The organism is Leucobacter massiliensis (assembly GCF_002982315.1).
Taxonomy (GTDB): Bacteria; Actinomycetota; Actinomycetes; order Actinomycetales; family Microbacteriaceae; genus Leucobacter; species Leucobacter massiliensis.
Genome location: NZ_MWZD01000022.1, coordinates 71,454 through 92,769, shown reverse-complemented (window position 1 = coordinate 92,769; position 21,316 = coordinate 71,454). Strand labels below are relative to the sequence as shown.

Annotated in this window: 21 protein-coding genes; 2 read left to right on the top strand and 19 right to left on the bottom strand. The window is 71.2% G+C overall.

What is annotated here, in order from left to right; translation table 11 throughout:
• Positions 1-6 precede the first annotated feature (6 nt).
• Both B4915_RS12655 and mca read right to left on the bottom strand, forming a co-directional pair.
• The gene (locus B4915_RS12655; RefSeq protein ID WP_146120113.1) at positions 7-348 is read right to left on the bottom strand and encodes a hypothetical protein; all 342 of its coding nucleotides are present in this window, start codon (positions 346-348) and stop codon (positions 7-9) included.
• Positions 345-1,211 (bottom strand): mycothiol conjugate amidase Mca, encoded by an 867-nt coding sequence (mca, locus tag B4915_RS12650; RefSeq protein ID WP_105806173.1) that lies wholly within the window; start codon positions 1,209-1,211, stop codon positions 345-347. Before mca ends, B4915_RS12655 begins: the two co-directional genes overlap by 4 nt.
• An 85-nt stretch (positions 1,212-1,296) precedes the next feature.
• Between mca and B4915_RS12645 the strand changes: the two genes are divergently transcribed.
• On the top strand, positions 1,297-1,809 hold the full coding sequence (locus B4915_RS12645) for a DUF4307 domain-containing protein (RefSeq protein ID WP_245907498.1): 513 nt from the start codon (positions 1,297-1,299) through the stop codon (positions 1,807-1,809).
• 260 nt (positions 1,810-2,069) lie between these two features.
• Positions 2,070-2,555, top strand: a complete 486-nt coding sequence (gene greA / locus B4915_RS12640; RefSeq protein ID WP_105806171.1) for a transcription elongation factor GreA — start codon at positions 2,070-2,072, stop codon at positions 2,553-2,555.
• Positions 2,556-2,641: 86 nt separating this feature from the next.
• Here greA and B4915_RS12635 read toward each other — a convergent pair whose 3' ends face one another.
• The 17 genes from B4915_RS12635 to B4915_RS12555 all read right to left on the bottom strand — a co-directional run bounded on the left by B4915_RS12635 (position 2,642) and on the right by B4915_RS12555 (position 21,179).
• Positions 2,642-3,394, bottom strand: coding sequence for a TSUP family transporter (locus B4915_RS12635; protein ID WP_105806272.1), 753 nt, complete (start codon positions 3,392-3,394; stop codon positions 2,642-2,644).
• Between the two features lie 161 nt (positions 3,395-3,555).
• Positions 3,556-4,494 carry an amino acid ABC transporter permease gene (locus tag B4915_RS12630; RefSeq protein ID WP_105806170.1) on the bottom strand — a complete coding sequence of 313 codons (939 nt, stop codon included), beginning with the start codon at positions 4,492-4,494 and terminating at the stop codon, positions 3,556-3,558.
• Positions 4,491-5,147, bottom strand: a complete 657-nt coding sequence (locus tag B4915_RS12625) for an amino acid ABC transporter permease (RefSeq protein ID WP_105806169.1) — start codon at positions 5,145-5,147, stop codon at positions 4,491-4,493. Before B4915_RS12625 ends, B4915_RS12630 begins: the two co-directional genes overlap by 4 nt.
• 67 nt (positions 5,148-5,214) lie before the next feature.
• Positions 5,215-6,108, bottom strand: coding sequence for a glutamate ABC transporter substrate-binding protein (locus tag B4915_RS12620; protein ID WP_105806168.1), 894 nt, complete (start codon positions 6,106-6,108; stop codon positions 5,215-5,217).
• 103 nt (positions 6,109-6,211) lie between these two features.
• A complete protein-coding gene (locus tag B4915_RS12615; RefSeq protein WP_105806167.1) occupies positions 6,212-6,958 on the bottom strand; it encodes an amino acid ABC transporter ATP-binding protein in 747 nt (248 codons plus the stop codon).
• Between the two features lie 225 nt (positions 6,959-7,183).
• Complete coding sequence (locus B4915_RS12610; RefSeq protein WP_245907497.1) at positions 7,184-8,152, bottom strand: TAXI family TRAP transporter solute-binding subunit; 969 nt, start codon at positions 8,150-8,152, stop codon at positions 7,184-7,186.
• Positions 8,149-9,522, bottom strand: coding sequence for a sensor histidine kinase (locus tag B4915_RS12605; protein WP_105806166.1), 1,374 nt, complete (start codon positions 9,520-9,522; stop codon positions 8,149-8,151). Before B4915_RS12605 ends, B4915_RS12610 begins: the two co-directional genes overlap by 4 nt.
• A 166-nt stretch (positions 9,523-9,688) precedes the next feature.
• Positions 9,689-10,369 (bottom strand): response regulator transcription factor, encoded by a 681-nt coding sequence (locus tag B4915_RS12600; protein ID WP_105806165.1) that lies wholly within the window; start codon positions 10,367-10,369, stop codon positions 9,689-9,691.
• 63 nt (positions 10,370-10,432) lie between these two features.
• Complete coding sequence (gene ilvA, locus B4915_RS12595; RefSeq protein WP_105806164.1) at positions 10,433-11,677, bottom strand: threonine ammonia-lyase; 1,245 nt, start codon at positions 11,675-11,677, stop codon at positions 10,433-10,435.
• Positions 11,674-12,879, bottom strand: a complete 1,206-nt coding sequence (locus tag B4915_RS12590; RefSeq protein ID WP_245907496.1) for an AI-2E family transporter — start codon at positions 12,877-12,879, stop codon at positions 11,674-11,676. Before B4915_RS12590 ends, ilvA begins: the two co-directional genes overlap by 4 nt.
• Positions 12,880-12,949: 70 nt before the next feature.
• A complete protein-coding gene (locus B4915_RS12585) occupies positions 12,950-14,350 on the bottom strand; it encodes an aldehyde dehydrogenase family protein (RefSeq protein ID WP_105806163.1) in 1,401 nt (466 codons plus the stop codon).
• Positions 14,351-14,434: 84 nt separating this feature from the next.
• The gene (locus B4915_RS12580; protein WP_425436376.1) at positions 14,435-14,734 is read right to left on the bottom strand and encodes a hypothetical protein; all 300 of its coding nucleotides are present in this window, start codon (positions 14,732-14,734) and stop codon (positions 14,435-14,437) included.
• Positions 14,731-16,053, bottom strand: coding sequence for an inorganic phosphate transporter (locus B4915_RS12575; RefSeq protein WP_105806162.1), 1,323 nt, complete (start codon positions 16,051-16,053; stop codon positions 14,731-14,733). The genes B4915_RS12580 and B4915_RS12575 overlap by 4 nt, the downstream gene beginning before the upstream one ends.
• Before the next feature lie 230 nt (positions 16,054-16,283).
• The gene (locus tag B4915_RS12570) at positions 16,284-17,321 is read right to left on the bottom strand and encodes a 6-phosphofructokinase (protein ID WP_105806161.1); all 1,038 of its coding nucleotides are present in this window, start codon (positions 17,319-17,321) and stop codon (positions 16,284-16,286) included.
• Positions 17,322-17,412: 91 nt separating this feature from the next.
• Positions 17,413-19,623, bottom strand: a complete 2,211-nt coding sequence (locus tag B4915_RS12565) for a DEAD/DEAH box helicase (protein ID WP_425436374.1) — start codon at positions 19,621-19,623, stop codon at positions 17,413-17,415.
• Positions 19,624-19,827: 204 nt separating this feature from the next.
• Positions 19,828-20,766, bottom strand: a complete 939-nt coding sequence (locus B4915_RS12560; RefSeq protein ID WP_105806160.1) for a bifunctional riboflavin kinase/FAD synthetase — start codon at positions 20,764-20,766, stop codon at positions 19,828-19,830.
• Positions 20,766-21,179 carry a hypothetical protein gene (locus B4915_RS12555; RefSeq protein WP_105806267.1) on the bottom strand — a complete coding sequence of 138 codons (414 nt, stop codon included), beginning with the start codon at positions 21,177-21,179 and terminating at the stop codon, positions 20,766-20,768. Before B4915_RS12555 ends, B4915_RS12560 begins: the two co-directional genes overlap by 1 nt.
• Between the last annotated feature and the right edge of the window lie 137 nt (positions 21,180-21,316).

Sequence of the window (21,316 nt, the reverse complement as noted above, 5' to 3'; positions counted from 1 at the left end):
GCAGGATCAGGCCCGCGGTCCGGAATCGCGACCGGATCCCGGTTCGACGGACGGCGTCCCCGGCGCCCCGGCGGCACCCGCCGCGTCCGTCGCTGCGGACCCCGCGGCCGCTCCCGCAGCCGTCCCGGCTGCCGCGGCTTCCTGCTCCGCCAGCTCGGCCGCGATGCGCTCGCGCGCCTCGACCCGGTAGGCGTTGCGCCGCAGTCGCCGCACCAGCAGGAAGCCGAGCAGGATGATGCAGACGGCCATCGCGCCGGTAGCGGCGAAGCCCTCCCAGCCGGGCGTCACCTGGTTCGGATCGAACTCGGTGTCCTCGGCGATCCGCACGACCGTCTCCATTGCGCTCACGCGTCCTCCTCGATTCCTTGAAACAGATCGGCCTCGAACTCGCTCGTCGCAACGCGCGACGCCGCGAGCCGGTAGTCCTCGAACGGCCACGCCTCACGCTGCAGCTCGTTCGGCCAGAAGAAGAACGGGCTGTCGGGGGGCACCTGACTCGCGTGCGCCCGCAGCGCCTCGTCACGCCGCTCGAAGAAGCGGCCCACCTCGATCTTCGCCGTGCCGCGGTACTCGCGGCGGGTCATCCACTCCCGCATCTCCGCGAACTGGCTGAGCAGCGGCGACTCGGGGTCGTGCTGCTCCAGCCACTCGGCCACCTTCGTCACCCGCGCGGCGTTGAAGATCTCCTCATAGTAGAGCTTCTTGATCGCCCACGGCTCGCCTGCCTCGGGGTACGCCGAGGGATCCCCTGCTCGTTCCCAGGCAATGCGGCTGACCTCGTGACAACGAATGTGATCGGGGTGGGGGTATCCGCCCTGTTCGTTGTAGGTGATCATGACGTGGGGGCGGAACTCGCGCACCACCCGCACGAGCGCCTCGGCCGACACCTCCGCGGGAATGTCGCCGAAGGAGCCTGCCGGCACGGGCTCCCCCTCGTCGGGCAGCCCCGAATCCTGGTAGCCGAGCCAGCGGTGCTCGAAGCCGATGATCCGGCGCGCGCGATCCATCTCGTCCCGGCGCAGCCCGGCGAGATCACGGCGACTCATCGGATCACGCGCGACGAACTCGTTGAGCACGTCTCCCCGCTCGCCTCCGGTGCAGCTGACGATCATCACCTCGACGCCCCGGTCGAGGTAGTGGGCATAGGTCGCGGCGCCCTTGCTGGACTCGTCATCGGGGTGCGCATGCACCGCGATCAACCTGAGCGTCATGCGGGTCCTCTCACGTGCCTCCCGGGAGCCTCCCGGTAGTCTGGCAACGAATCCCCATTTTACCCAGCGCAGATCGGAGACTCCCGTGCCGCAGACGAGCGCCGCCGCCGGGGCCGCTGAGGCCGAGGATGAGGGTCGCGCGGCACATCCGGAGCGCACGGTGCGCGCGGCCGAGGTGGATCCGGCAGCAGCGGCGCAAGGGGGATCCGGCTCCCTGGAGGACCGCTACGGCGCCGGTCGTCGTCGCCGCTTCGATCGCCGCTTCGCCTGGACGGCGGCCGGGCTGCTGGTGCTCGGCGGCGTCGGATTCCTGGCATTCAGCGGCTGGCAGGACGCGAACCGGGTGTCCTGGCAGGACATCGGATACACGAAGACCGACGAGCTGAACCTGGAGGTGAAGTTCGAGGTCACGGGGCCCGCGAACACCCCGATCGCCTGCGCGGTCGAGGCCCTCAACACGGTGAAGGCGACCGTCGGGTGGAAGGTCGTCGAGCTTCCCGTGACCGAAGCCCGCACCCACACCGTCACGACCCCGCTGGTGACCACGAATCCGGCCACGGCGACGACCGTGCGCACGTGCTGGGTGATCGAGCGCTGAGCGCCGCCCGGCGAACGCTCCTCGCAGCTCCTTCGCCCGCGACTTCGGAGCGGCTTCCTGGTATCCTGGAGTTCGCGCCCTGATCCCTTCGGGGCGTTCCGTGTTCCCACGGCACGCATGCCCCGCGAGGCTTGACGCCGGCAGCGAACGATGCAGCGCTCGGAACGCCCGCCGCCCGCGCGGCGGACGCGCACCCACGACACACGACGTCAGCCCGACGCGATCGGAGCGGGCACCGCAGAGACGAAACGAGGACCGACATGGCCGAGACGACCCAGACCTGGCTCACCCGGGAGGCCTACGACCGCCTCTCCGCCGAGCTGGAGCAGCTGTCGGGCGCGGGGCGCAAAGAGATCGCCGCGCGCATCGAGGCCGCCCGTGAGGAGGGCGACCTCAAGGAGAACGGCGGCTACCACGCAGCGAAGGACGAACAGGGCAAGATGGAGGCCCGGATCCGCGATCTGCAGGAGCTGCTGAAGCACGCCGTCGTCGGCGAGGCGCCGAAGGCTCACGGCGTGGTGGAGATCGGCACCGTGGTCACCGCGGACATCCTCGGCGACGAGGAGCGCTTCCTGCTCGGCAACCGCGAGCTCGCCGACGGGAGCGAGCTCGAGGTGTACAGCGCCGAGAGCCCCCTGGGCGCCGCGATCCTCGGCCTCGCCGTCGGCGATGAGACGAGCTACGCCGCACCGAACGGCAACCGGATCACCGTCAAGATCCTCGCCGTGGACACCTACGCCGTCTGATCCGGCCGGGCGGCCGGGGCCGGGACCGGGTCGCGGCCGCCAGGCGGGCGCGGGCGCGGGCGCCCGGCCCCGGCCCCGGTCCCCGCTCAGCCGGCGTGCTCGGCCCAGATGTCGGCCGCGAGCTTCACGATGAGCACCGCGACGACGACGAGGAAGATCACCCGCACGAAGCGCGCGCCGCGCGCGAGCGCCATCTTCGAGCCGGCGAAGCTGCCGAGCACGTTCGCCGCCCCCATCGCGAGTCCCAGCGGCCAGAGCACCGCGCCCAGCGGGATGAAGAAGAGCAGCGCGCCGAGGTTCGTCGCGAAGTTCACGATCTTCGCCTTCGCGCTCGCCCGCAGGAAGTCGTATCCGAGCAGGCCCACCAGCGCGATCACGAGGAAGGTGCCCGTGCCCGGCCCGAGCAGGCCGTCGTAGAAGCCGATCGCCGCGCCCGTGACGGCGGCGATGCCGAAGTGGCGCCGCCCGCGGTGCTTGAGGCGCGTGACGGCGCCGAGCGCGGGCTTCGCGAGCGTGATCACGGCGACCACGATCAGCGCGACCACGATGATCGGCTTGAACACCGCAGCCGGCAGGAAGGCCGCGAGGGAGGCACCGCCGAACGCAGCGGCGAGCGCGATCGCCGCCATGGGCAGCACCGTGCGCAGGCTGGGCCGCACCGTGCGCGCGTAGGTCACGCTGCTCGTCGCCGTGCCGAACACGGAGGCGAGCTTGTTCGTGGCGAGCGCCTGCACGGGCGTGATGCCGGGCACGAGCAGCAGCGCCGGCAGCTGCAGAAGCCCGCCACCGCCCACCACGGCGTCGATCCAGCCAGCGGCGAAGGCCGCGAGCAGCAGCAGGCCGAAGGCCGCCCAGTCGACGCCGCCGCTCGGCCCGAACGGGCCGGACGAGGCGGCCGGGGCGGCGAGGACACCGCCGAGGGATGCGCTCAGCACCGGCGCCCTCCTCGCGGATCAGCGAGGGGAGGGCGCCGGTGCTCGTCGAAGCTGTCCCGCACCATTCAGCGGCGGGATCGCGGCTCGTCGCCCTGGGTGACGATCACCTCGGTCATCGTGCCCTCCGTGTGGAGGCGCGGATCGCCGGGCTGGATCGGCACGGTGCTGGTGTCGGCGGCGGCCGCGCCGCCGCGCGCACGCGGGTTCTTGCTCATGCGCACCTCGAGCCACTTCGCGATGCCCGACAGGATGAGGCACATGATGATGTAGATGCCGCCGATCACGAAGGCCGACTGCAGCAGCGGACGTCCGAACTGCACGTTGCTGCTGAGCTGCTTGGCCAGGTACAGCAGCTCGGGGTAGGTGATGATGAAGCCGAGCGCGGTGTCCTTCATGGTCACGACGAGCTGCGCCACGATCACGGGCAGCATGGCGCGCACCGCCTGGGGCAGCAGGATGAGCCGCATGACCCCGCTCTTGCGGAGCCCGATCGCGTAGCCCGCCTCCTTCTGCCCGCGGGGCAGCGATTCGATGCCGGCGCGCAGCGCCTCGGCGAGCACGGAGCCGTTGTAGACGACGAGCGCGATGACCACCGCCCAGTAGGGCTCCATCTTCACGCCGACCGAGGGCAGGCCGTAGTAGAGCAGCATCATCATGACGAGCACGGGCACCGCACGGAAGATCTCGGTGGTCGCCATGAACGGGATCCGCACCCAGCGGTGATCCGAGAGCCGCCCGATGGCGAGCACGAAGCCGAGGACGATGCTGCCGACGGCGGCGAGGCCGAAGGCGGCCAGCGTCTTGCCGAGCGCCTGGAAGATCTGCGCCCAGATCGCGCTGTAGGTGAAGATGCCCCACTTCTGCGCTGAGAACTGCCCGGAGAGGGCGAAGCGGTACAGGATGAATCCCAGGACGGCGCCGACGAGCAGCACCGTGAGCACCGCGATGATGCGGTTGCGGACGATCGCCTTCGGACCGGGGACGTCGTAGAGCACGGAAGTCATCGGACGATCCTCCACTTCTTCTCGAGACGGTTCTGGATGAAGCTCAGGATCAGCACGAGCACGACGAACACGAACGCCACCCAGAGCAGCACCTCCATCGGGCTGCCAGGCCGTCCGGCCGCGTCGTTGACGGTGGCGCGCAGCGCGGCGAGCTCCGCGACGGAGAATCCGGCGGCGACCGTGGTGTTCTTGAGCAGCGCGATGAACACGCTCATCATGGGCGGCACCACCGAGCGGAATGCCTGCGGCAGCACGACAAGGGTCATGACCTGTCCGAAGGGGAGGCCGATCGCGCGGGCCGCCTCCGCCTGCCCGACCGGCACGGTGTTGATGCCTGCGCGAAGCACCTCCGCCACGTAGGTCGCGGTGTAGATGCCGATCGCGAGGATGCCGAGCACGAGCGGGCTCAGCTTCGGCATCCCCAGCGCGGGGTATCCGAGGACGAAGAAGAAGAAGACGAGCGTGAGCGGCGTATTGCGGATGATGTTCACGTAGACGGTGCCTACGCCGCGGGCGATCGGCACCGGCGAGACCCGCATGGCCCCGACGATGATGCCGAGCACCAGCGCGAGCGCACCGCCCCCGAAGAACACGAGCAGCGTGTTCTTGATCGCGGTTCCCCAGAGATCGAGGTTCCCGAAGATGACGTCCATGCGTCTTCCTCTCCTGTGTGCGGGGTCCGGGGGCGGCACGCGCGCCGCCCCCGGGTGCCGTCAGCGGTTAGTAGGCATCCACCTGGGGCTGCTCGACGGTGATGCCGGAGTCGCCCAGGTTCTTGTCGAAGATCTTCTGCCACTCGGCGCCGCCGTCGGTGAAGAGCTCGTTGATGTGGGTGCGCAGCACGTCGTCGCCCTTGGGCAGGCCCACGCCGTACTTCTCCTCGGTGAGGAGCGGGCCGGTGGTGACCATCAGGTTGTCGGGATCCTGCGCGGCGTAGCCGATGAGGATCGCCTGGTCGGTGGTGACCGCGTCGACCTGGCCGTTGATCAGGCTCTCGACGCAGGCCGAGTAGAGGTCGAACTCCTGCGTCTTGATGTCCGGGAAGTTGTCCTTGATGTTCTGGATCGGCGTCGAGCCGGTCGCGGAGCAGACGGTCTTGCCGGCGAGGTCATCGAGCGACTGGTAGTCGGTGTCGCCCTTCTTGACGAGCAGTCCCTGGCCGGTGATGAAGTAGGGACCGGCGAAGTCGATGTCCTGCTTGCGCTTGTCGTTGATGGAGTAGGTGCCGACGTAGTAGTCGACGTCGCCGTTCTTGATGGCCTGCTCGCGGTTCGCGGAGGCGATGGCCTTGAATTCGATCTCGCTCTCGTCGAAGCCGAGCGAGGCGGCGATCCAGCGGGCGATGTCGACGTCGAAGCCGCTGCGATCGCCGGTCACGTTGTCGAGGTAGCCGAGCCCGGGCTGGTCCTCCTTGACGCCGATGACGACCTTGCCGCGCTCGGTCATCTTGTCGAAGGTGGGGCTGCCCTCGAGGGTCACGCCCTCGGCGACGTCGGTGACCACCGGATCGTCGCCGCCGGCCTCCCCTGCCGGGCTGCCGCTGTTGCAGCCGGTGAGCGTGAGCGCCGCTGCGGCGAGGAAGCCGAGCGCCGCGACTGACTTCTTGAAACGCATGGGGTGTTCCTTTCCATCGGTGGTGTGGTCGGATGGGCCGGGCCGGATCCGGGCCGGTCTGCTGCGCGATCCCGGTGTCCGGGCCGGCCGTCCCGGGCCGGGATCAGTGCGTGATGAGCTTCGAGAGGAAGTCCTTCGCGCGCGCCGTCTGCGGATTCGTGAAGAACTCCTCCGGGGTGGCCTGTTCCACGATCTGGCCGTCGGCCATGAACACGACCCGGTCCGCGGCCTTGCGCGCGAAGCCCATCTCGTGGGTGACGACGATCATGGTCATGCCCTCTTTCGCGAGGCCGATCATCACGTCGAGCACCTCGTTGATCATCTCGGGGTCGAGGGCGCTGGTCGGCTCGTCGAAGAGCATCACCTTCGGGTGCATGGCGAGGGCGCGGGCGATGGCGACGCGCTGCTGCTGCCCGCCCGAGAGCTGCGCGGGCAGCTTCGCCGCCTGCTTCTCGACGCCAACGCGCGTGAGCAGTTCCATCGCCTCGCGCTCGGCCTCGGCCTTGCTGATCCCGCGCACCTTGATCGGGCCGAGGGTCACGTTCTCCAGAATCGTGAGGTGCGCGAAGAGGTTGAACGACTGGAACACCATGCCGACCTCCGCGCGGAGCTTCGCGAGCGCCTTCCCCTCGGCGGGCAGCTCCTTGCCGTCGACGCGGATCGAACCGCTCGTGATCGTCTCGAGACGGTTGATGGAGCGGCAGAGCGTGGACTTGCCGGAGCCGGACGGGCCGATGATGACGACCACTTCGCCCCGGTCGATCGTGAGATTGATGTCGGTGAGTGCCTGGAAGTCGCCGTAGTGCTTCTGCACGTTCTCCACGACGACAAGCGGTTCGCTCGCGCTCATGATGTCTCCACCTCTGGGTCGTGACCCGCGTCGCGGCTGTTCGCGCCGCGGCGTCTGGCCTGGCTGCGCCGATCCGGGGGGAACCGGGACTCCGTGAGGTGTCGTTCACCCTTGAATCGATCAGGACCCAACCCTAGAAGCCCTCGTGCGGTGTGTCACGGCTCTTGAGCGTATCTTGAGGCTTCGCCGGAAGCCGTTCCGAATACCGGGCGTGCCCCCGGGGCGTCAGCGGTGCGCCTCCCGGTAGTACCGCGCGGCACCGGGGTGGAGGGCGATGGGACCGGTGAAGATCGCCTGCCGCCGGTCGAGGTATTCCGCGGCCGCGATGCGGCTCGCGAGCTCGGTGCGCCGCTCGAAGAGCACGCGGGTGATGTCGTGCACGAGCTCCTCGGGAGCGGACGCACGGGTGACGAGCAGGTTCGGCACCGTCATCGTCGCGCTCGGGGCCTCGACGCCGTAGACGCCGACGGGGAAGTCGGAGACGCGATACACGCCGGCGTGACCGGCGTTGACTCGCTCGACGGTGCCGGCCTCGATGGGGAGGAGCCGGATCGGCGACTCGGCCGCGAGATCGGCGAGGCCGGGCGTGGGCAGTCCGCCCACCCAGAAGAAGCCGGCGATCTCCCCCGCCCGCAGGGCCTGGATGGAGGCGGCGAGGCCGAGCGCCGGGTTCTCGATCGCGTCTGCCGGCACCTCGGAGGCCTCGAGCACGCGGGAGGCGATCACCTGCACGCCGGAGTTGGGAGCGCCGAGCGAGACGCGATGGCCGGCGAGTTCGGAGACGCGGCGGATCGGCGAGTCGGCCGGCACGACGACGTGCACGTACTCGTCGTAGACGCGCGCGACGGCACGGATCGCCTGCGGCTCGTCGAAGTCGCCGGACCCGGCGACCGCGTCGGCCGCCGTGTCGCCCTGCGCGAAACCCAGGAGGGCTTCGCCGGCGCCCACCCGCTGAAGATTGTCGACCGATCCGTGCGTCTCGTCCACGGCGATGTCGAGGCCGAGTTCGCCGCGCAACTCGGCGGCGAAATGCTCGCCGTAGCCGTAGTAGATGCCGGCGGTCACTCCGCCGGCGATGCGCTGCTCCCCGGGCCCGAGCCGGGCCGAGGGGGCGGTGCACGCGCTGAGCGCGAGCGCCCCGCAGAGCATCGCGACCCCGAGCAGCCGTCGCGCGGCGCGGCGCCGGCCCCTCACGGCTGCTCCCCCGGCAGGCGCAGCTCGACGCACAGGCCGCCGTCCTCGGGCGCCGTGACCCGCACGGCTCCGCGCAGTGTGTCGAGGAGATCGCTGGCTATCGCGAGGCCGAGGCCGGAGCCCGGGACGTTCTGGTCCCGGGGGCTGCGCCAGAACCGGCTCGTGACGCGGTCGAGCTCCTCGGCTTCGAGGCCGGGGCCGTGATCGCGCACGGCGATCGAGCACGCCTCAGCGTCGCGGCGCACCGACACCTCAACGGCGCTGCCCGCGGGCGCGAACTTCAGCGCGTTGTCGAGGACGGCGTCGAGTGCGCTCTCCACGGAGGTGCGGTCCGTGAGGCTCGGCACCGCCCCGTCGCTCTGCACGGCGAGCCGGACGCCGCGCTCCGCCGCGACCTCCGCCCAGGCCGCCGCCCGGCCCTCGGCGAGTTCGGCGAGGTCGACCACGGCGAACTCGGAGTCCGCGCGGCCGGCGCGCGCCATGCTGAGGAGGGTGTCGAGAATCCGGGTCATCCGCCGCCCCTCCTCCCGGGTCTTCTCGATCTCCGCCTCCCAGGCGTCGTCGAGTCCGGTCGAGAGGTACTCGACCCGCATGAGGAGCGCGCCGAGCGGGTTGCGCAGCTCATGGGATGCGTTCATCGCGAACTCGCGCTGCCGGGAGATGACCCGCTCGATCTCCTCCGCCATCTGGTTGAACATGCGGATCATACGGCGCATCTCGGGCGGACCCGTGTCGTCGTCGATCCGGGCGTGCATCTCGCCGTGCTCGATGGCCGCCATCGCGCGGTCGACGCGCAGCATCGGCCGCAGCACCCAGTTCGCGAGACGCACCACCGCGAAGAGGAGCAGCGCGAGCACGAGGGCGCAGACGAGCACGAGCGCCGCCCAGTGCGCGAGGATCTCGCTTCTGGGCGCCTCGGTGCTCGCCGAGAGGGCGACGGCGCCGATGACGCTGCCGTCGTCGAAGACGGGCTCGACGGTGACGGACTCCCCGAGCGCCCAGGGCAGCGTCGTGGGCGCCGGTTCGCTGCGCCGGCCTGCGAGGGCGAGGCTGAGCTGCTCGGCGAGCTCCTCGTCGACGCGCTCGGGGCGGGGCCCGCCAGAGGCCCACAGCGTCCCGGAGCGGTCGAAGACGGCGACCTCCGTGCCGTAGAGCTCACCGTAGCGCTGGAGTTCCGGCTCGATCACGGCGGGACTGCCGGCGCGCAGCGCCTGCCGGGCTCCGGTGAGGAAGTAGCCGAGGTCGGCGAGCTGCTGGTTGGAGGCTTCCTGCTGCACGCTGCGTGCGACGCTCCAGGCGTAGGCTCCGCCGAGCGCGAGCAGCACGACGGCCATCGGCACGAGGAACACGATGATGAGGCGGGTGCGCATGGGTCACTCCGCCGTGCGATGGCCGAGGCCTGCACCGCTCGCCATCACGGCCGCGACTCCCCGGCCAGGCGATAGCCGACGCCCGCGGCCGAGCAGCGGACAGCGATTTCTCGCTGTCCGCCGGACGCGCCTCGGCCGTCTCGGCCGAGGCCTGCACCGCTCCCGTTCACGGCCGCGACTCCCCGGCCAGGCGATAGCCGACGCCTCGCACCGTTTCCACCAGCTCGGGGCGTCCGAGCTTGCGCCGGATCGAGCCCAGGTGCACCTCGAGGGAACGTTTGAAGCCGCCCCAGTCGGTGCCCCAGACTTCGCGGATGATGCGGTCGCGGGGCACGACGACGCCGGGGTAGCGCGCGAGCACGGCGAGGATGTCGAACTCCTTGGGGGTGAGCTCCGTCGCTTCGCCGTCCACGAGCACGCGCCGGCGGGCGAGGTCGATGCGGACGCCGTCGACGGTGACGCCGGCCTCGGCGCCCGGTTCGGGGGGAAGGGCGCGCGTGCGCCGGGTGACGGCTTCGATGCGTGCGACGAGCTCGCGCACATCGTAGGGTTTCACGACGAAGTCATCGGCGCCGGCGTGCAGCCCCCGGATGCGCTCTTCGACGCCGCTGCGCGCGGTGGCGACGATGATGGGAACGCTGGAGAAGCCGCGGATGCGCCGGCACACGTCGATGCCGTCCATGTCGGGAAGCCCGAGGTCGAGGAGCACGGCCTCGGTGTCGGAGCCGAGCAGTTCGAGCGCCGCGGCGCCGTTCGGCGCGCAGGCGGTGGTGTAGCCGGCCTGCCGCAGGTAGGCGCCGAGCACTTCGGAGACGCGCTCGTCGTCCTCGACTATCAGGATCTTCATTCCGTTCCGCCGCCCGGTCCGCGGGCGTCCCCCTCCCGGACCCAGCGTAGCGCCGGAATGAAGTCAGTAGCGCTCGCCCACCCGCACGGTGTACCCGGCGTCACGGAGGGCCTGCGCGACGGCGTCGCCGTGCTCGTGCCCGCGGGTCTCGATGTGCAGTTCGAGCTCGACCTCGCTGATCGGCAGTTCGGTCGCGTGACGGGTGTGGATCACCTCGACCACGTTCGCGTTCTGCTGGGCGACGATGGACGCCGTGCGCACGAGCTGCCCCGGAATGTCCGGCAGCAGGATCCGCAGCTTCATGTAGCGCGCCGAGGCGGCGAGGCCGTGACCGATCACCCGCTGCAGCAGCAGCGGGTCGATGTTGCCGCCGGAGAGGATCGTGGCGGTGGCCCCCTTCGCCTGCACCTTGCCGGCGAGCATGGCCGCGACCCCGGCTGCGCCGGCCGGCTCGACGACCATCTTGGCGCGCTCGAGCAGCACGACGATGGCGCGGGCGATGTCGTCATCGCTGACGGTGACGATCTCGTCGACGTACTCCCGCACGGCGGCGAAGTTCAGCTCGCCGGGACGCGCCACCGCGATCCCGTCGGCGATGGTGGGCCGCGTCTCGATGGTGACGGGACGTCCGGCCTGCAGCGAGGGCACGAACGGCGCCGCGTTCTCGGACTGAACGCCGACGATGCGCATGGGCCGGCCCTCGCGCGCCGCCCACTGCTTCGCAGCGGCAGCGACCCCGGAGACGAGTCCGCCGCCGCCGATCGGGACGACGATGGTCTCCACCTCGGGCGCCGTGTCGAGGATCTCGAGCGCCACCGTGCCCTGACCCTCGATGATGGAGGCGTCGTCGAAGGGCGGCACGAACAGTGCGCCGGTGTCCTGCACGAAACGCTGCGCGGCACGGTTCGTCTCGTCGAAGGTCTCCCCCTCGAGCACGACCTGGGCTCCGTAGTTGCGGGTGGCCTGCAGCTTGGGCAGCGCCACGCCGATCGGCATGAAGATCGTGGCCTTGATGCCGAGCTCCCGTGCCGCGAAGGCGACGCCCTGCGCGTGGTTGCCCGCCGAGGCCGCGACCACGCCGCGCGCGCGCTCCTCGTCGGTGAGCTGGATCAGGCGGTTGTAGGCGCCCCGCAGCTTGTAGGCACCCGTGCGCTGCAGGTTCTCGCACTTCAGGTACACCTTGGGCACGCCCAGGATCTCCGCGAGGAACCTGGACGACTCCAGCGGGGTGCGCTGGGTGACCCGGTGCACCACTTCGAGGGCGCGCTCGAAGTCTTCCAGCGCGGGGGCCTGCTGGGTGAGTGTCATGACTGTCCTTCCCTGCGCCGCGACTTCGCGAGCGCACGGGCCCGGTGACGGGCCCGGTGGTGAATCTTCTCGCGCCGGTGGTAGTCGGCGACCGGGTCCGAACCCGACTGCCACTGCCGATGCGCCAGCGTGTTGACGATGGAGTTCGCCGAGGCCGCGATCGGCACGGCGAACAGGGCTCCGGGCACGCCCGCGAGCAGTGCGCCCGTCGACACGGCGAGCACGACGCCGAGCGGGTGCACCTTCACGGCGCTGCCCATGACGAGCGGCTGCAGCACGTGGCCCTCGATCTGGTTGACGAGGATCACCACGCCCAGCATGATGAGCGCGTTCACGGGCCCGTTGTAGACGAGCGCGATGAACGCGGCGAGGGCGCCGGTGGTGATGGCGCCGAGGAAGGGGATGAAGGATCCCAGGAAGACGAGCACGGCGATCGGGATCGCGAGCGGGACGCCGAGCAGCGCAGCGCCCGCGCCGATGCCCACCGCGTCGACGAAGGCGACGAAGATCTGCACCCGCACGTACTGGCCCACCGAGATCCACCCGGCACGGCCGGCGGCGTCGACCGGCGCATGCGCCTTGGCGGGGAGGAAGCCGACCACCCAGAACCAGATGCGCTTGCCGTCGATGAGCATGAAGATCAGCGAGAAGATGGTGAGCAGCGCGCCGGTGACGAGCTGCCCGGCGGTCGTGGCGATCCCGAGCGCCCCGCTCCAGATCTCGGACTGGTGCTCCTCGACCGTCTTCCAGGCCTGGCCGGTGAGCGCCTCGAGCTCCGAGGCGGACACCCCGAAACTCGCCTCCGCCCAGTGGAGCGCCTGCCACCACACCTCCTCGGAGCGGCGGGCCACATCCTCGTAGCCGTCGCGCAACTGCGTGGAGATGAGGGTGACGAGCACCCACACGGCGATGCCGAACATGGCGAGCGCGGTGACGACCCCGGTCCAGCGGGGGGCGCCCTGCCGCTCGAACCACTGCACGACGGGCGCGAGCAGCGCGGTCAGCAGGATCGCGATGAGCAGCGGGATGACGATGATCCGCACCTGCACGATGAGCCAGAGGAAGCTGGCGCACGCCAGGCCGATGATGATGAGCCGCCATGACCAGGCTGCCGCGACCCGCACCCCCATGGGCAGCTCGCGAGCGGCATCGTCCCCCGGTTCGAATGCGCCGCCCTCCGGCACGCTGTTGCGCTCTTCCACGGCATCATCCTACTCACGCGGAGATGACCGTTCGGTGATGGCGGGCCGTGCGGGACCCGCCCGCACCGGCTCACATGGCGCGACGCAGCCAGCGCCGCACGAGCGCCTCCTTGCGGCGGGTGAACGGCGGCATGATGGTGGGCCCCAGGGTGTCGGGCCGGAGCGGCTTGTCGAGCACCGACTTCTCGTGGCTGAAGACGCGGAAGGAGCGCTCACCGTGGTAGGCCCCCGAGCCGCTCTCGCCCACTCCCCCGAACGGCAGGCCGGGCACGGCGAGGTGCATGACAGGAACCCCGAAGGCGAGCCCGCCCGAGCTGGTCTCGCGCTCCCAGCGATCGCGCGCGGCTCGGTCCTCGGTGAAGACGTAGGCGGCGAGCGGCTTGTCGCGGCCGGTGACGAAGGCGAGCGCGTCGTCGAGGTCGCGCGCCGCGACGAGCGGCAGGATCGGCCCGAAGATCTCCTCCCGCATCACGGTCGCGTCGCGGGGCACCCCGCTGAGCACCGTGGGCGCGATGAAGCGGCTCGCGGCGTCGTACTCGCCGCCGAACTCGATCCGCCCCTCGCCGAGATAGCCGATCAGGCGCTCGAACTGGGCGTCGGTGACGATCCGCCCGTAGTCGGGATTGCGCTCGATGGCGTTCCCGTACAGCTCGTGCACGGCGTCTGCGAGCGCGGGAACGAGCCGGCGCAGGGCCGCCGGGGGGCCGATCACGTAGTCGGGGGCGACGCAGGTCTGCCCGGCGTTCACGAACTTGCCCCACGCGATGCGCCGCGCGATGTCGCGCAGCGGCCCGGTGCCGTCGACGTAGGCGGGCGACTTGCCACCGAGCTCGAGCGTCACCGGGGTGAGGTGCTCGGCGGCGGCTCGCGCCACGATGCGGCCGACGCGGCCGTTCCCGGTGTAGAAGACGTGGTCGAAGCGCTCACGCAGCAGCGCCGTGGTCTCGGGTACGGCGCCCTCGACCACGGCCACGGCGCGCCGGTCGAGCGCGTCGGGCACGAGCCGGGCGATGAGGGACGAGGTGGCCGGCGCGAGCTCGCTCGGCTTGATGAGCACCGCGTTGCCGGCCGCCAGCGCGCCGATCACCGGCGAGAGGGCGAGCATGAGCGGATAGTTCCAGGGGGCGATGACGAGCACCACGCCGAGCGGCTCCGGAACGATCCTCGCCGTGGCGGGCAGCAGTGCGGGCGGCACCGGCACGCGCCTCGGCCGCATCCACCCCGAGAGGTGACGCAGGGCGTGATCGATCTCGGAGATCAGGAAGCCGATCTCCGTGAGCTGCGCCTCGACACCCGACTTCCCAAGGTCCGCACGCAGCGCCTCCTCGAAGTCCGCGCCGCGTTCGAGCAGCAGGGCGCGCAGCCGCCGCAGCTGTTCACGGCGCCAGCCCTCGGGGCGCGTGACCCCGCGCGCGAAGCCGTGCCGCAGGCCCGCGACGATGGCCGGAATCCGTTCGACGCTCTCGCTCATGCGCCCACCCTACGCTTCTCTGCCGTGTGCGGGCAGGGCCGTGTGCGGGCAGGGCCGTGTGCGGGCAGGACCGTCGCGGGACGATCACCAGAAGTGGAGCACGGGCACGATCAGGAAGATCCCGATGAGGACCGCCAGGCCGGAGAGGCCGAAGCAGAGGTTCGCGGCGAAGGTGGCCCAGCGGGGCCGTCCGATGTCGTCGACGTCGTCGTCCTCGTCGTCGCGCGAGGGCCCGCCCGGCTCGAAGGTGCCGTCCGCACGCCGCACGGGCGGCGGCGGCGTCGCGAGGAAGCGGATCCCGAGCGAGTAGAGGGCGACCACGAACACGGCTGAGCCGAGCGCAGCGCCGAAGACGATCAGGAACGCCATCCAGTCGATGATCATCGTCCTGCCCCCTCATCCGAGGCGTCTCCCGCTTGCCCGCGGGCCTCCGCCTCCTTGGCGGCACGCTCCGCCTCCCGAGCCGCGATATCGTCCCGCACGGCCGCCTGTGCGACGGGCGTGAGCGGCGGGATCGTGCCGGTCTTCGTCTTGACGGGCTTCACCTTGCCCTTGCGCACGCGCACGGCGTACCCCGACTCCGCCACATCGGGCACGGGGATCGCGTTCGAGGCGTCGACGCGGTTGCGGCGCGAACGCCAGAAGATGAAGACGATGAAGCCGAGGCCGACGAGCGCGTCGATCACGATGCCGACCGGGCCGATGTGCGCGATGAGCGCCGCCACGGCGGCGACGGCGCCGGAGGCCGGCAGGGTGAACAGCCAGCCGAGCGCGATCCGGCCCACCGCGCGCCAGCGCACGCTCGATCCGCGACGGCCGAGGCCGGAACCGATCACCGAGCCGGAGGCGACCTGGGTGGTGGAGAGCGCGAAGCCCAGGTGGCTGGAGGCGAGGATGGTCGCCGCGGTGCTCGTCTCCGCGGCGAAGCCCTGGGCGGGCTTCACCTGGGTGAGACCCGCGCCGAGGGTGCGGATGATGCGCCATCCCCCGGAGTAGGTGCCGAGCGCGATCGCGAAGGCGCAGGCGGCGATGACCCAGAGGTGCGGGCCCGTGCCGGGCTCCTGGAGGTTCGCCGCGACGAGGGTGAGGGTGATGACGCCCATCGTCTTCTGGGCGTCGTTCGTGCCGTGGGCGAGGGCGATCAGCGATGACGAGGCGATCTGGGCGTAGCGGAATCGCCCGCGGCCGTCCTTCTTGCCGTCGTGGCGACGGGTGATCGCGTAGGCGACGCGGGTCGCGGTGAAGGCGACGATGCCGGCGGTCAGCGGCGCCGCGAGCATGGGGATGAGGATCTTCGAGAGGAAGACGCCGCCGTTGATCGAGCTGATCCCGGCGCCCACGATCGCGGCGCCGATGAGGCCGCCGAACAGGGCATGCGAGGAGCTGGAGGGCAGCCCGTAGAGCCAGGTCACGAGGTTCCAGACGATGGCGCCGATGAGCCCGGCGAAGATCATCTCGGGCGAGATGAGGACACCCCCGTCGCCCTCGTTGATCAGGCCCCCGGAGATCGTCTTCGCCACCTCGGTCGAGAGGAAGGCGCCGACGAGGTTGAGGATCGCGGCCAGCAGGACCGCCGTCTTCGGCTTCAGCGCCCCCGTCGCGATGGGGGTCGCCATCGCGTTCGCGGTGTCGTGGAAGCCGTTGGTGAAGTCGAAGAACAGTGCCAGCACGATGACCAGCAGCACGATGAGGGTGATTTCCACCGGCGTCTTTCGTTCGGGAACACAGGTCCTTGGAACACCCGCGGAAGACACCCTCCGTTCACCGGACCGCCGGTGAGATCGGGTGCCTGCTGGCGCGCCGTACTCATGGTTTCACCTCGGTTCCGGCAGGTCAAGCCAGACCCCGGTGTTCACCGTCCGTTCACCTGCGCTTCGATCGCAGCCCCCGCTGGGCGGCCGCTGCGGGAGCCGCGAGCGCTCCGCGCGGACGCTCAGCCGAAGTTGAGGCGGACCTCCTCGTAGCGCTCCGGCGGGACCGTCTTCAGCCGGCCGACGGCCTCCGCGAGCGGCACCATCTCGATGCGGTCGCCGTGCAGGCCAGCCATGGTCCCCCACCGCCCCTCGTGCGCGGCGTCGGCCGCGGCGAGGCCCGTGCGGGTCGCGAGCACCCGGTCGAAGGCGGTCGGCGAGCCGCCGCGCTGGACGTGCCCGAGCACGGTCGCGCGCGTCTCGATCCCGGTGCGCTCTTCGATGAGCGGGGCGAGCACCTCGGCGATCCCGCCGAGTCGCGGCCGCCCGAATCCGTCGTCGCCGCCACGGGTCACCTCGCCGTCGGAGCCTTCGAGCGTGAAGCCCTCGGCGACGACCACGAGCGAGGAGCGGCCCCGGTCCCGCACACTCAGCACCCACTCGGCGATCTGCTCGATCGACTCGGGGTGCTCCGGGATGAGCATCGCCTGCGCGCCGCCGGCCATGCCGGCGTGGAGCGCGATCCAGCCGGCGTTCCTGCCCATGACCTCGAGCACCATGCACCGGCGATGCGACTCGCCCGTGGTGCGGAGCCGGTCGATCGCCTCCGCCGCGATCGAGACGGCGGTGTCGAAGCCGAAGGTGTAGTCGGTGCCGCCGAGGTCGTTGTCGATGGTCTTGGGCAGTCCGATGGCGGGGATGCCGGCATCGGCGAGGATCTTCGCGACCGTCTGCGTGCCGTTGCCCCCGATCAGCAGGAAACCGTCGAGACCGTACTCGGCGACGCGCGACCGCAGCCGATCGAGGGCCTCGGGCTCCGCGCGGCCTCCCGGGAACGGCGGCACCCGGCTGGTGCCGAGGATCACGCCGCCGAGCGGAGAGATGCCGCGCACGGCGCTGCGGTCGAGCGGGACGGCGTCGCCCTCGTGGAAGCCGCGCCAGCCGTCCATGAATCCGAGCATCTCGAAGCCGTGCACCTCGACCCCGCGCAGCACCGCGCCGCGGATCGCGGCGTTCATCCCCGGGCTGTCGCCCCCCGAGCAGAGCACACCGATTCGCATGCGACCCATCGTAGCCGTGGCAGGATCGGGGCGAACACGCGAGATCCGGCCAGAATTGGCACGGAACACGCCACGCCGGACGCGCGGACGCTCAGTCGACGGGGTGCTGCGCGAGCGTACGCTGCAGCACGCCCATGAGCGCGAGCAGCTGCACCGAGTCGGCGTCCTCCGCTGGAGCCGCAGCGCCGTCGAGAGCCCGAGCGGCGAGCCCCGCCTTGCCGTCGATCAGCTCCGCGATCTTCGCGTCGATGGTCTGCGCAGCCACGATCCGCCACGCGGTCACCGGCTCCTCCTGGCCGATGCGGTGCACCCGGTCGATCGCCTGGGTCTGCTCCGCGTCCGTCCAGCTCAGCTCAGCGAGCACCACGTTCGAGGATGCCTGCAGGTTCACGCCGACGCCCGCCGCCGTCAGCGAGCACACCGCGACCGACACCTCAGGGTCCTTGTTGAAGGCGTCGATCTGCTCCTGCCGGAACGCCGACGTCTGGTCACCGCGGATGGACACCGTGCGCAGCCCCGCCTCGGCGAGCTGCGCCTCCGCCCGGTCCATCACGTCGATGTGCTTCGCGAAGAACACGACCTTGCCGACCGAGCGCGCGAGCTGCGCGGTGTAGTCGGCGGCGAGCGCAGCCTTCGCCTGGCCGATCTGGCGCACCATCGTGAAGACGTTCATGCCGTCGGCCGAGGCGTTCGACTCCTCCAGCTCCTGGGCGCACACCATGCGGACGATGGCCTCGTCGCTGAGCTTCTGACCCAGCTTGCCGTTCTTGACCGCCACGAAGCGCTCGCGCAGCTTGCGCGCCAGCTGCGCCTCCGCGTCGCGGATGCCGCGGCCGAGTTCGTCGTCGAGCTCGACGGGCAGGTCCACCACGCGCTTCGCCGGCAGGTCGGCGGCGACGTCGAGCTTGCGCCGGCGCACGATCCCCATGTCGATCACGCTCTGCCGGGCCTCCGGGTAGAACGCGGGATCCGCCGGTGTCCACCCGTTGCTCTCGAGCCGGGCCATGAGCTCGGGCCCGGGCTTCTCGGCGTCGATCCAGCCCAGGAAGCGCCAGATCGCGCGGAAGTCGTCGATGTCGTTGATGAGCGGCGTGCCCGTGAGCGCGATCAGCAGCGGCGAGACCCCGGGGGTCCGCTCGCGGATGCTCTCCGCGATCGCGAGCACATTGCGCGAGCGCTGCGACTGCACGTTCTTGATCATGTGGGCCTCGTCGACGACCATGCCCTTGAAGCCGAAGCGTGAGATCCAGCTGAGGTGACGGTCAAGGATCTCGTAGTTCACCACGAAGACATCGGCGAAGGCGTCGATGTCCTGCCCGTCGCCGTGGATGACGGTGACGCGGCGCTGCGGCGTCCACCGCTCGACCTCGCGCGCCCAGTTCATCTTGACGACGTTGGGCACTACGACGAGCAGCGGGTACGCGCCGGCGACGGAGGCCGCGAGCACCGACTGGGCGGTCTTGCCGAGGCCCGGCTCATCGGCCAGGAGGAAGCTGCGGTGCCCCTCGGCGACCCCCGCGAGGAAGCGCGCCTGGTGCGGCATGAGCTCGCGGCCGGCGGGGGCCAGCCGGTCGGGCACGGGCGGCTCGGGCAGGGCCATGCAGGCGGAGCCGCCGCCACCCTGCTCGAAAGACTTGAGGAGGGGGCTCAGCAGCTCCCAGTTGGCGAGGCGCACCACCGGAGTCGGCGACTTCGGCGGCTGCAGCACGGGCGCGAGGAATGGGTTCGCGAGCATGCGCGACTCGATGCCCGCAGGCTCCACCTGCCGTTCGGCGAGCTCCGGCGGCACGTAGGCCCGCGCGGGCTCGGGCGCCGCCTGTTCCTCCTCGGGCAGCTCGATGCCCGCCTGCGCCAGCATCTTGCGCTTGAGCAGGCGCGTCGCCTCCGTGATCGGTGCGGCGGGTTCGAGCAAGGTGATGAGGCTCGTGTCGCGCGCGGCCGCCTTGGCGAGGATCGCGGCGACCCCGTCGAGGCGCTTCAGGGTCTCGGTGCGCTCCGCGTCGCTCACCGACTCGTCGGTCTTCACGCGCGCCCGCTCCTCGCGCATCAGCAGCGCGATCACGTGGAACTTCGTCCGCCCGGCCGGGCTCGCCTTGCCCCGCTGCGCCGAGGCCTCCACCTCACGCACGGCTCGTGCGAGCAGCGGGATGATGCCCTCATTGTGGGTGTGCTTGCGTCGCCCGTTCGCGCGCGGAGCGTCGGCGCCGCGCGACTGGGCGGGGCGGCCCTTCGCGGCGTTGGCGCGCTTCGGCGCGGCTTCGGGGTTCACGGCGGGCTGCAGCGCGGCAGTGGTGGTTGCCAATGGATCTCCTGATCGGCGTAGTGCGGCCCCGGCGTGCGTGCCGAGGCGCGGGCCGCTCGCGGGCTGGGAGCCTGACCTCATGCGCGGCATGGGGCTCCGGAAGCGATCGCGCGACCGTGGTCATCATCCTATCATCCGCGGCGGGGCGCCTCACCGGGGATTGACAGGGGCTCCGGAAGCGGGCACCGGGGCGGCGCCCCGGCCCTAGCCCTGCAGGAGCGCACGCGTCTCATCGACGTCGGCGCGCATCTGCGCGAGCAGCCCGTCGAGGGAGTCGAAGCGCACCATGCCCCGCAGACGCCGGGCGAACTGCACCTCGATGCGCTCGCCGTAGATGTCACGATCGAAGTCGAGCACATACGCCTCGACGCGCAGCTCGCCCTCCGGGTCGAAGGTCACGTTCGCACCCACTGAGATGGCCGCGGGCAGCCGCTCCGACCCGAGCACCACCCACCCGGCGTAGACGCCCTCGCCCGGCACGAGCCCCTCGATCCCCTCCCCGAGGTTCGCGGTCGGGAAGCCGAGCTCGCGGCCACGCGCGTCCCCGTGCACGACGGTGCCGCGCACCGCCGGAGGGCGGCCCAGCATCCGCGCCGCGGCATCGACCTCGCCCGCCAGCACGGCGGCGCGCACGCGCGACGACGAGACCTGACCGGCGTCCCCGTCCTCGACGAGCCGCAGCACGTCGGCGGCGAAGCCGTGACGGGCGCCCATCTCGCGCAGAAGCGCTCCGTCACCGGCGCCGCCGTGACCGAAGCGGAAGTCCGCCCCCATCACCACGTGCCTGGCGCGCAGCCGGGCGACGAGCACCTCCGTCACGAAGCGGTCGGCGGGGATCGCGGCGAGCGCCTCATCGAACTCGAGCATGACGCAGACGTCGACGCCGGCGGCCGCGAACGCCTCCAGTCGCTGCTCGCGGCTCATGAGCGGCAGCGGGCACCGCTCGGGCCGCAGCACGCTGAGCGGGTTGTTCGCGAAGGTGAGCACGACCGAGCTGAGCCCCTCCCGCTCCGCAAGCCCCAGGGCGGTGCGCAGGATCGCCTGGTGTCCGCGATGCAGCCCGTCGAACTTGCCCACGGCGACACTGCTGCCGCCCGGGAAGTCCTCGGCCCGCACCGCCGCGAGGGTCTCCAGCACCCGCATCAGACGGCGGCCTCCGGCGCGGCGACGCCGGGGCGGACGGGACGGCCGAGGCGTCGCAGCCACACGAGTCCGAGCACGGGCAGCACGAGCGGGATGAAGAGGTAGCCGCTGCCGAAGTACGACCACACGGAGGGGTGGCCGAACAGCTGCGGCGCCACGAGGCTGAGCGTGCCGACGACGAGCACGCCGGCGAGCTCGAAGCCGAGGGCGGCCCACGCGACCGGCCGCCAGCCGCGGTCGCGTCGCAGCAGGGCCACGGTGGCCACGATGTACACCACTCCCGCGAGCGCGGACAGCACGTAGGCGAGGGGCGCCTCTTCGAACTTGGTGATGATCTGGTACAGCGAGCGGAAGGTGGCGGCGAGCGCGAGCACGATGTACACGGCGATGAGCACTCGTCCGAGGCCGCTCATCCGCTCGCCCGAACCGGTCTCCGCTGCGGCGCCGGCACGGGACTCACGGGTTTCGGGGTTCGACACGCGCACCAGTGTACTCGCCCGCGAGGGCGCCTCAGCGCGCGTCTTCGCCCGCCGCGCGGACGCCCGCCCGT

Coding starts and splice junctions, on each gene's coding strand:
- B4915_RS12625 (WP_105806169.1), bottom strand. CDS start 5,147: ATGGACGTCATCTTCGGGAACCTCGATCTCTGGGGAACCGCGATCAAG.
- B4915_RS12560 (WP_105806160.1), bottom strand. CDS start 20,766: ATGCGGGTGCTGGAGACCCTCGCGGCGGTGCGGGCCGAGGACTTCCCG.
- B4915_RS12555 (WP_105806267.1), bottom strand. CDS start 21,179: ATGAGCGGCCTCGGACGAGTGCTCATCGCCGTGTACATCGTGCTCGCG.
- B4915_RS12620 (WP_105806168.1), bottom strand. CDS start 6,108: ATGCGTTTCAAGAAGTCAGTCGCGGCGCTCGGCTTCCTCGCCGCAGCG.
- mca (WP_105806173.1), bottom strand. CDS start 1,211: ATGACGCTCAGGTTGATCGCGGTGCATGCGCACCCCGATGACGAGTCC.
- B4915_RS12580 (WP_425436376.1), bottom strand. CDS start 14,734: ATGATCATCGACTGGATGGCGTTCCTGATCGTCTTCGGCGCTGCGCTC.
- B4915_RS12600 (WP_105806165.1), bottom strand. CDS start 10,369: ATGAAGATCCTGATAGTCGAGGACGACGAGCGCGTCTCCGAAGTGCTC.
- B4915_RS12630 (WP_105806170.1), bottom strand. CDS start 4,494: ATGACTTCCGTGCTCTACGACGTCCCCGGTCCGAAGGCGATCGTCCGC.
- B4915_RS12570 (WP_105806161.1), bottom strand. CDS start 17,321: ATGCGAATCGGTGTGCTCTGCTCGGGGGGCGACAGCCCGGGGATGAAC.
- B4915_RS12615 (WP_105806167.1), bottom strand. CDS start 6,958: ATGAGCGCGAGCGAACCGCTTGTCGTCGTGGAGAACGTGCAGAAGCAC.
- B4915_RS12605 (WP_105806166.1), bottom strand. CDS start 9,522: ATGCGCACCCGCCTCATCATCGTGTTCCTCGTGCCGATGGCCGTCGTG.
- greA (WP_105806171.1), top strand. CDS start 2,070: ATGGCCGAGACGACCCAGACCTGGCTCACCCGGGAGGCCTACGACCGC.
- B4915_RS12585 (WP_105806163.1), bottom strand. CDS start 14,350: ATGAGCGAGAGCGTCGAACGGATTCCGGCCATCGTCGCGGGCCTGCGG.
- ilvA (WP_105806164.1), bottom strand. CDS start 11,677: ATGACACTCACCCAGCAGGCCCCCGCGCTGGAAGACTTCGAGCGCGCC.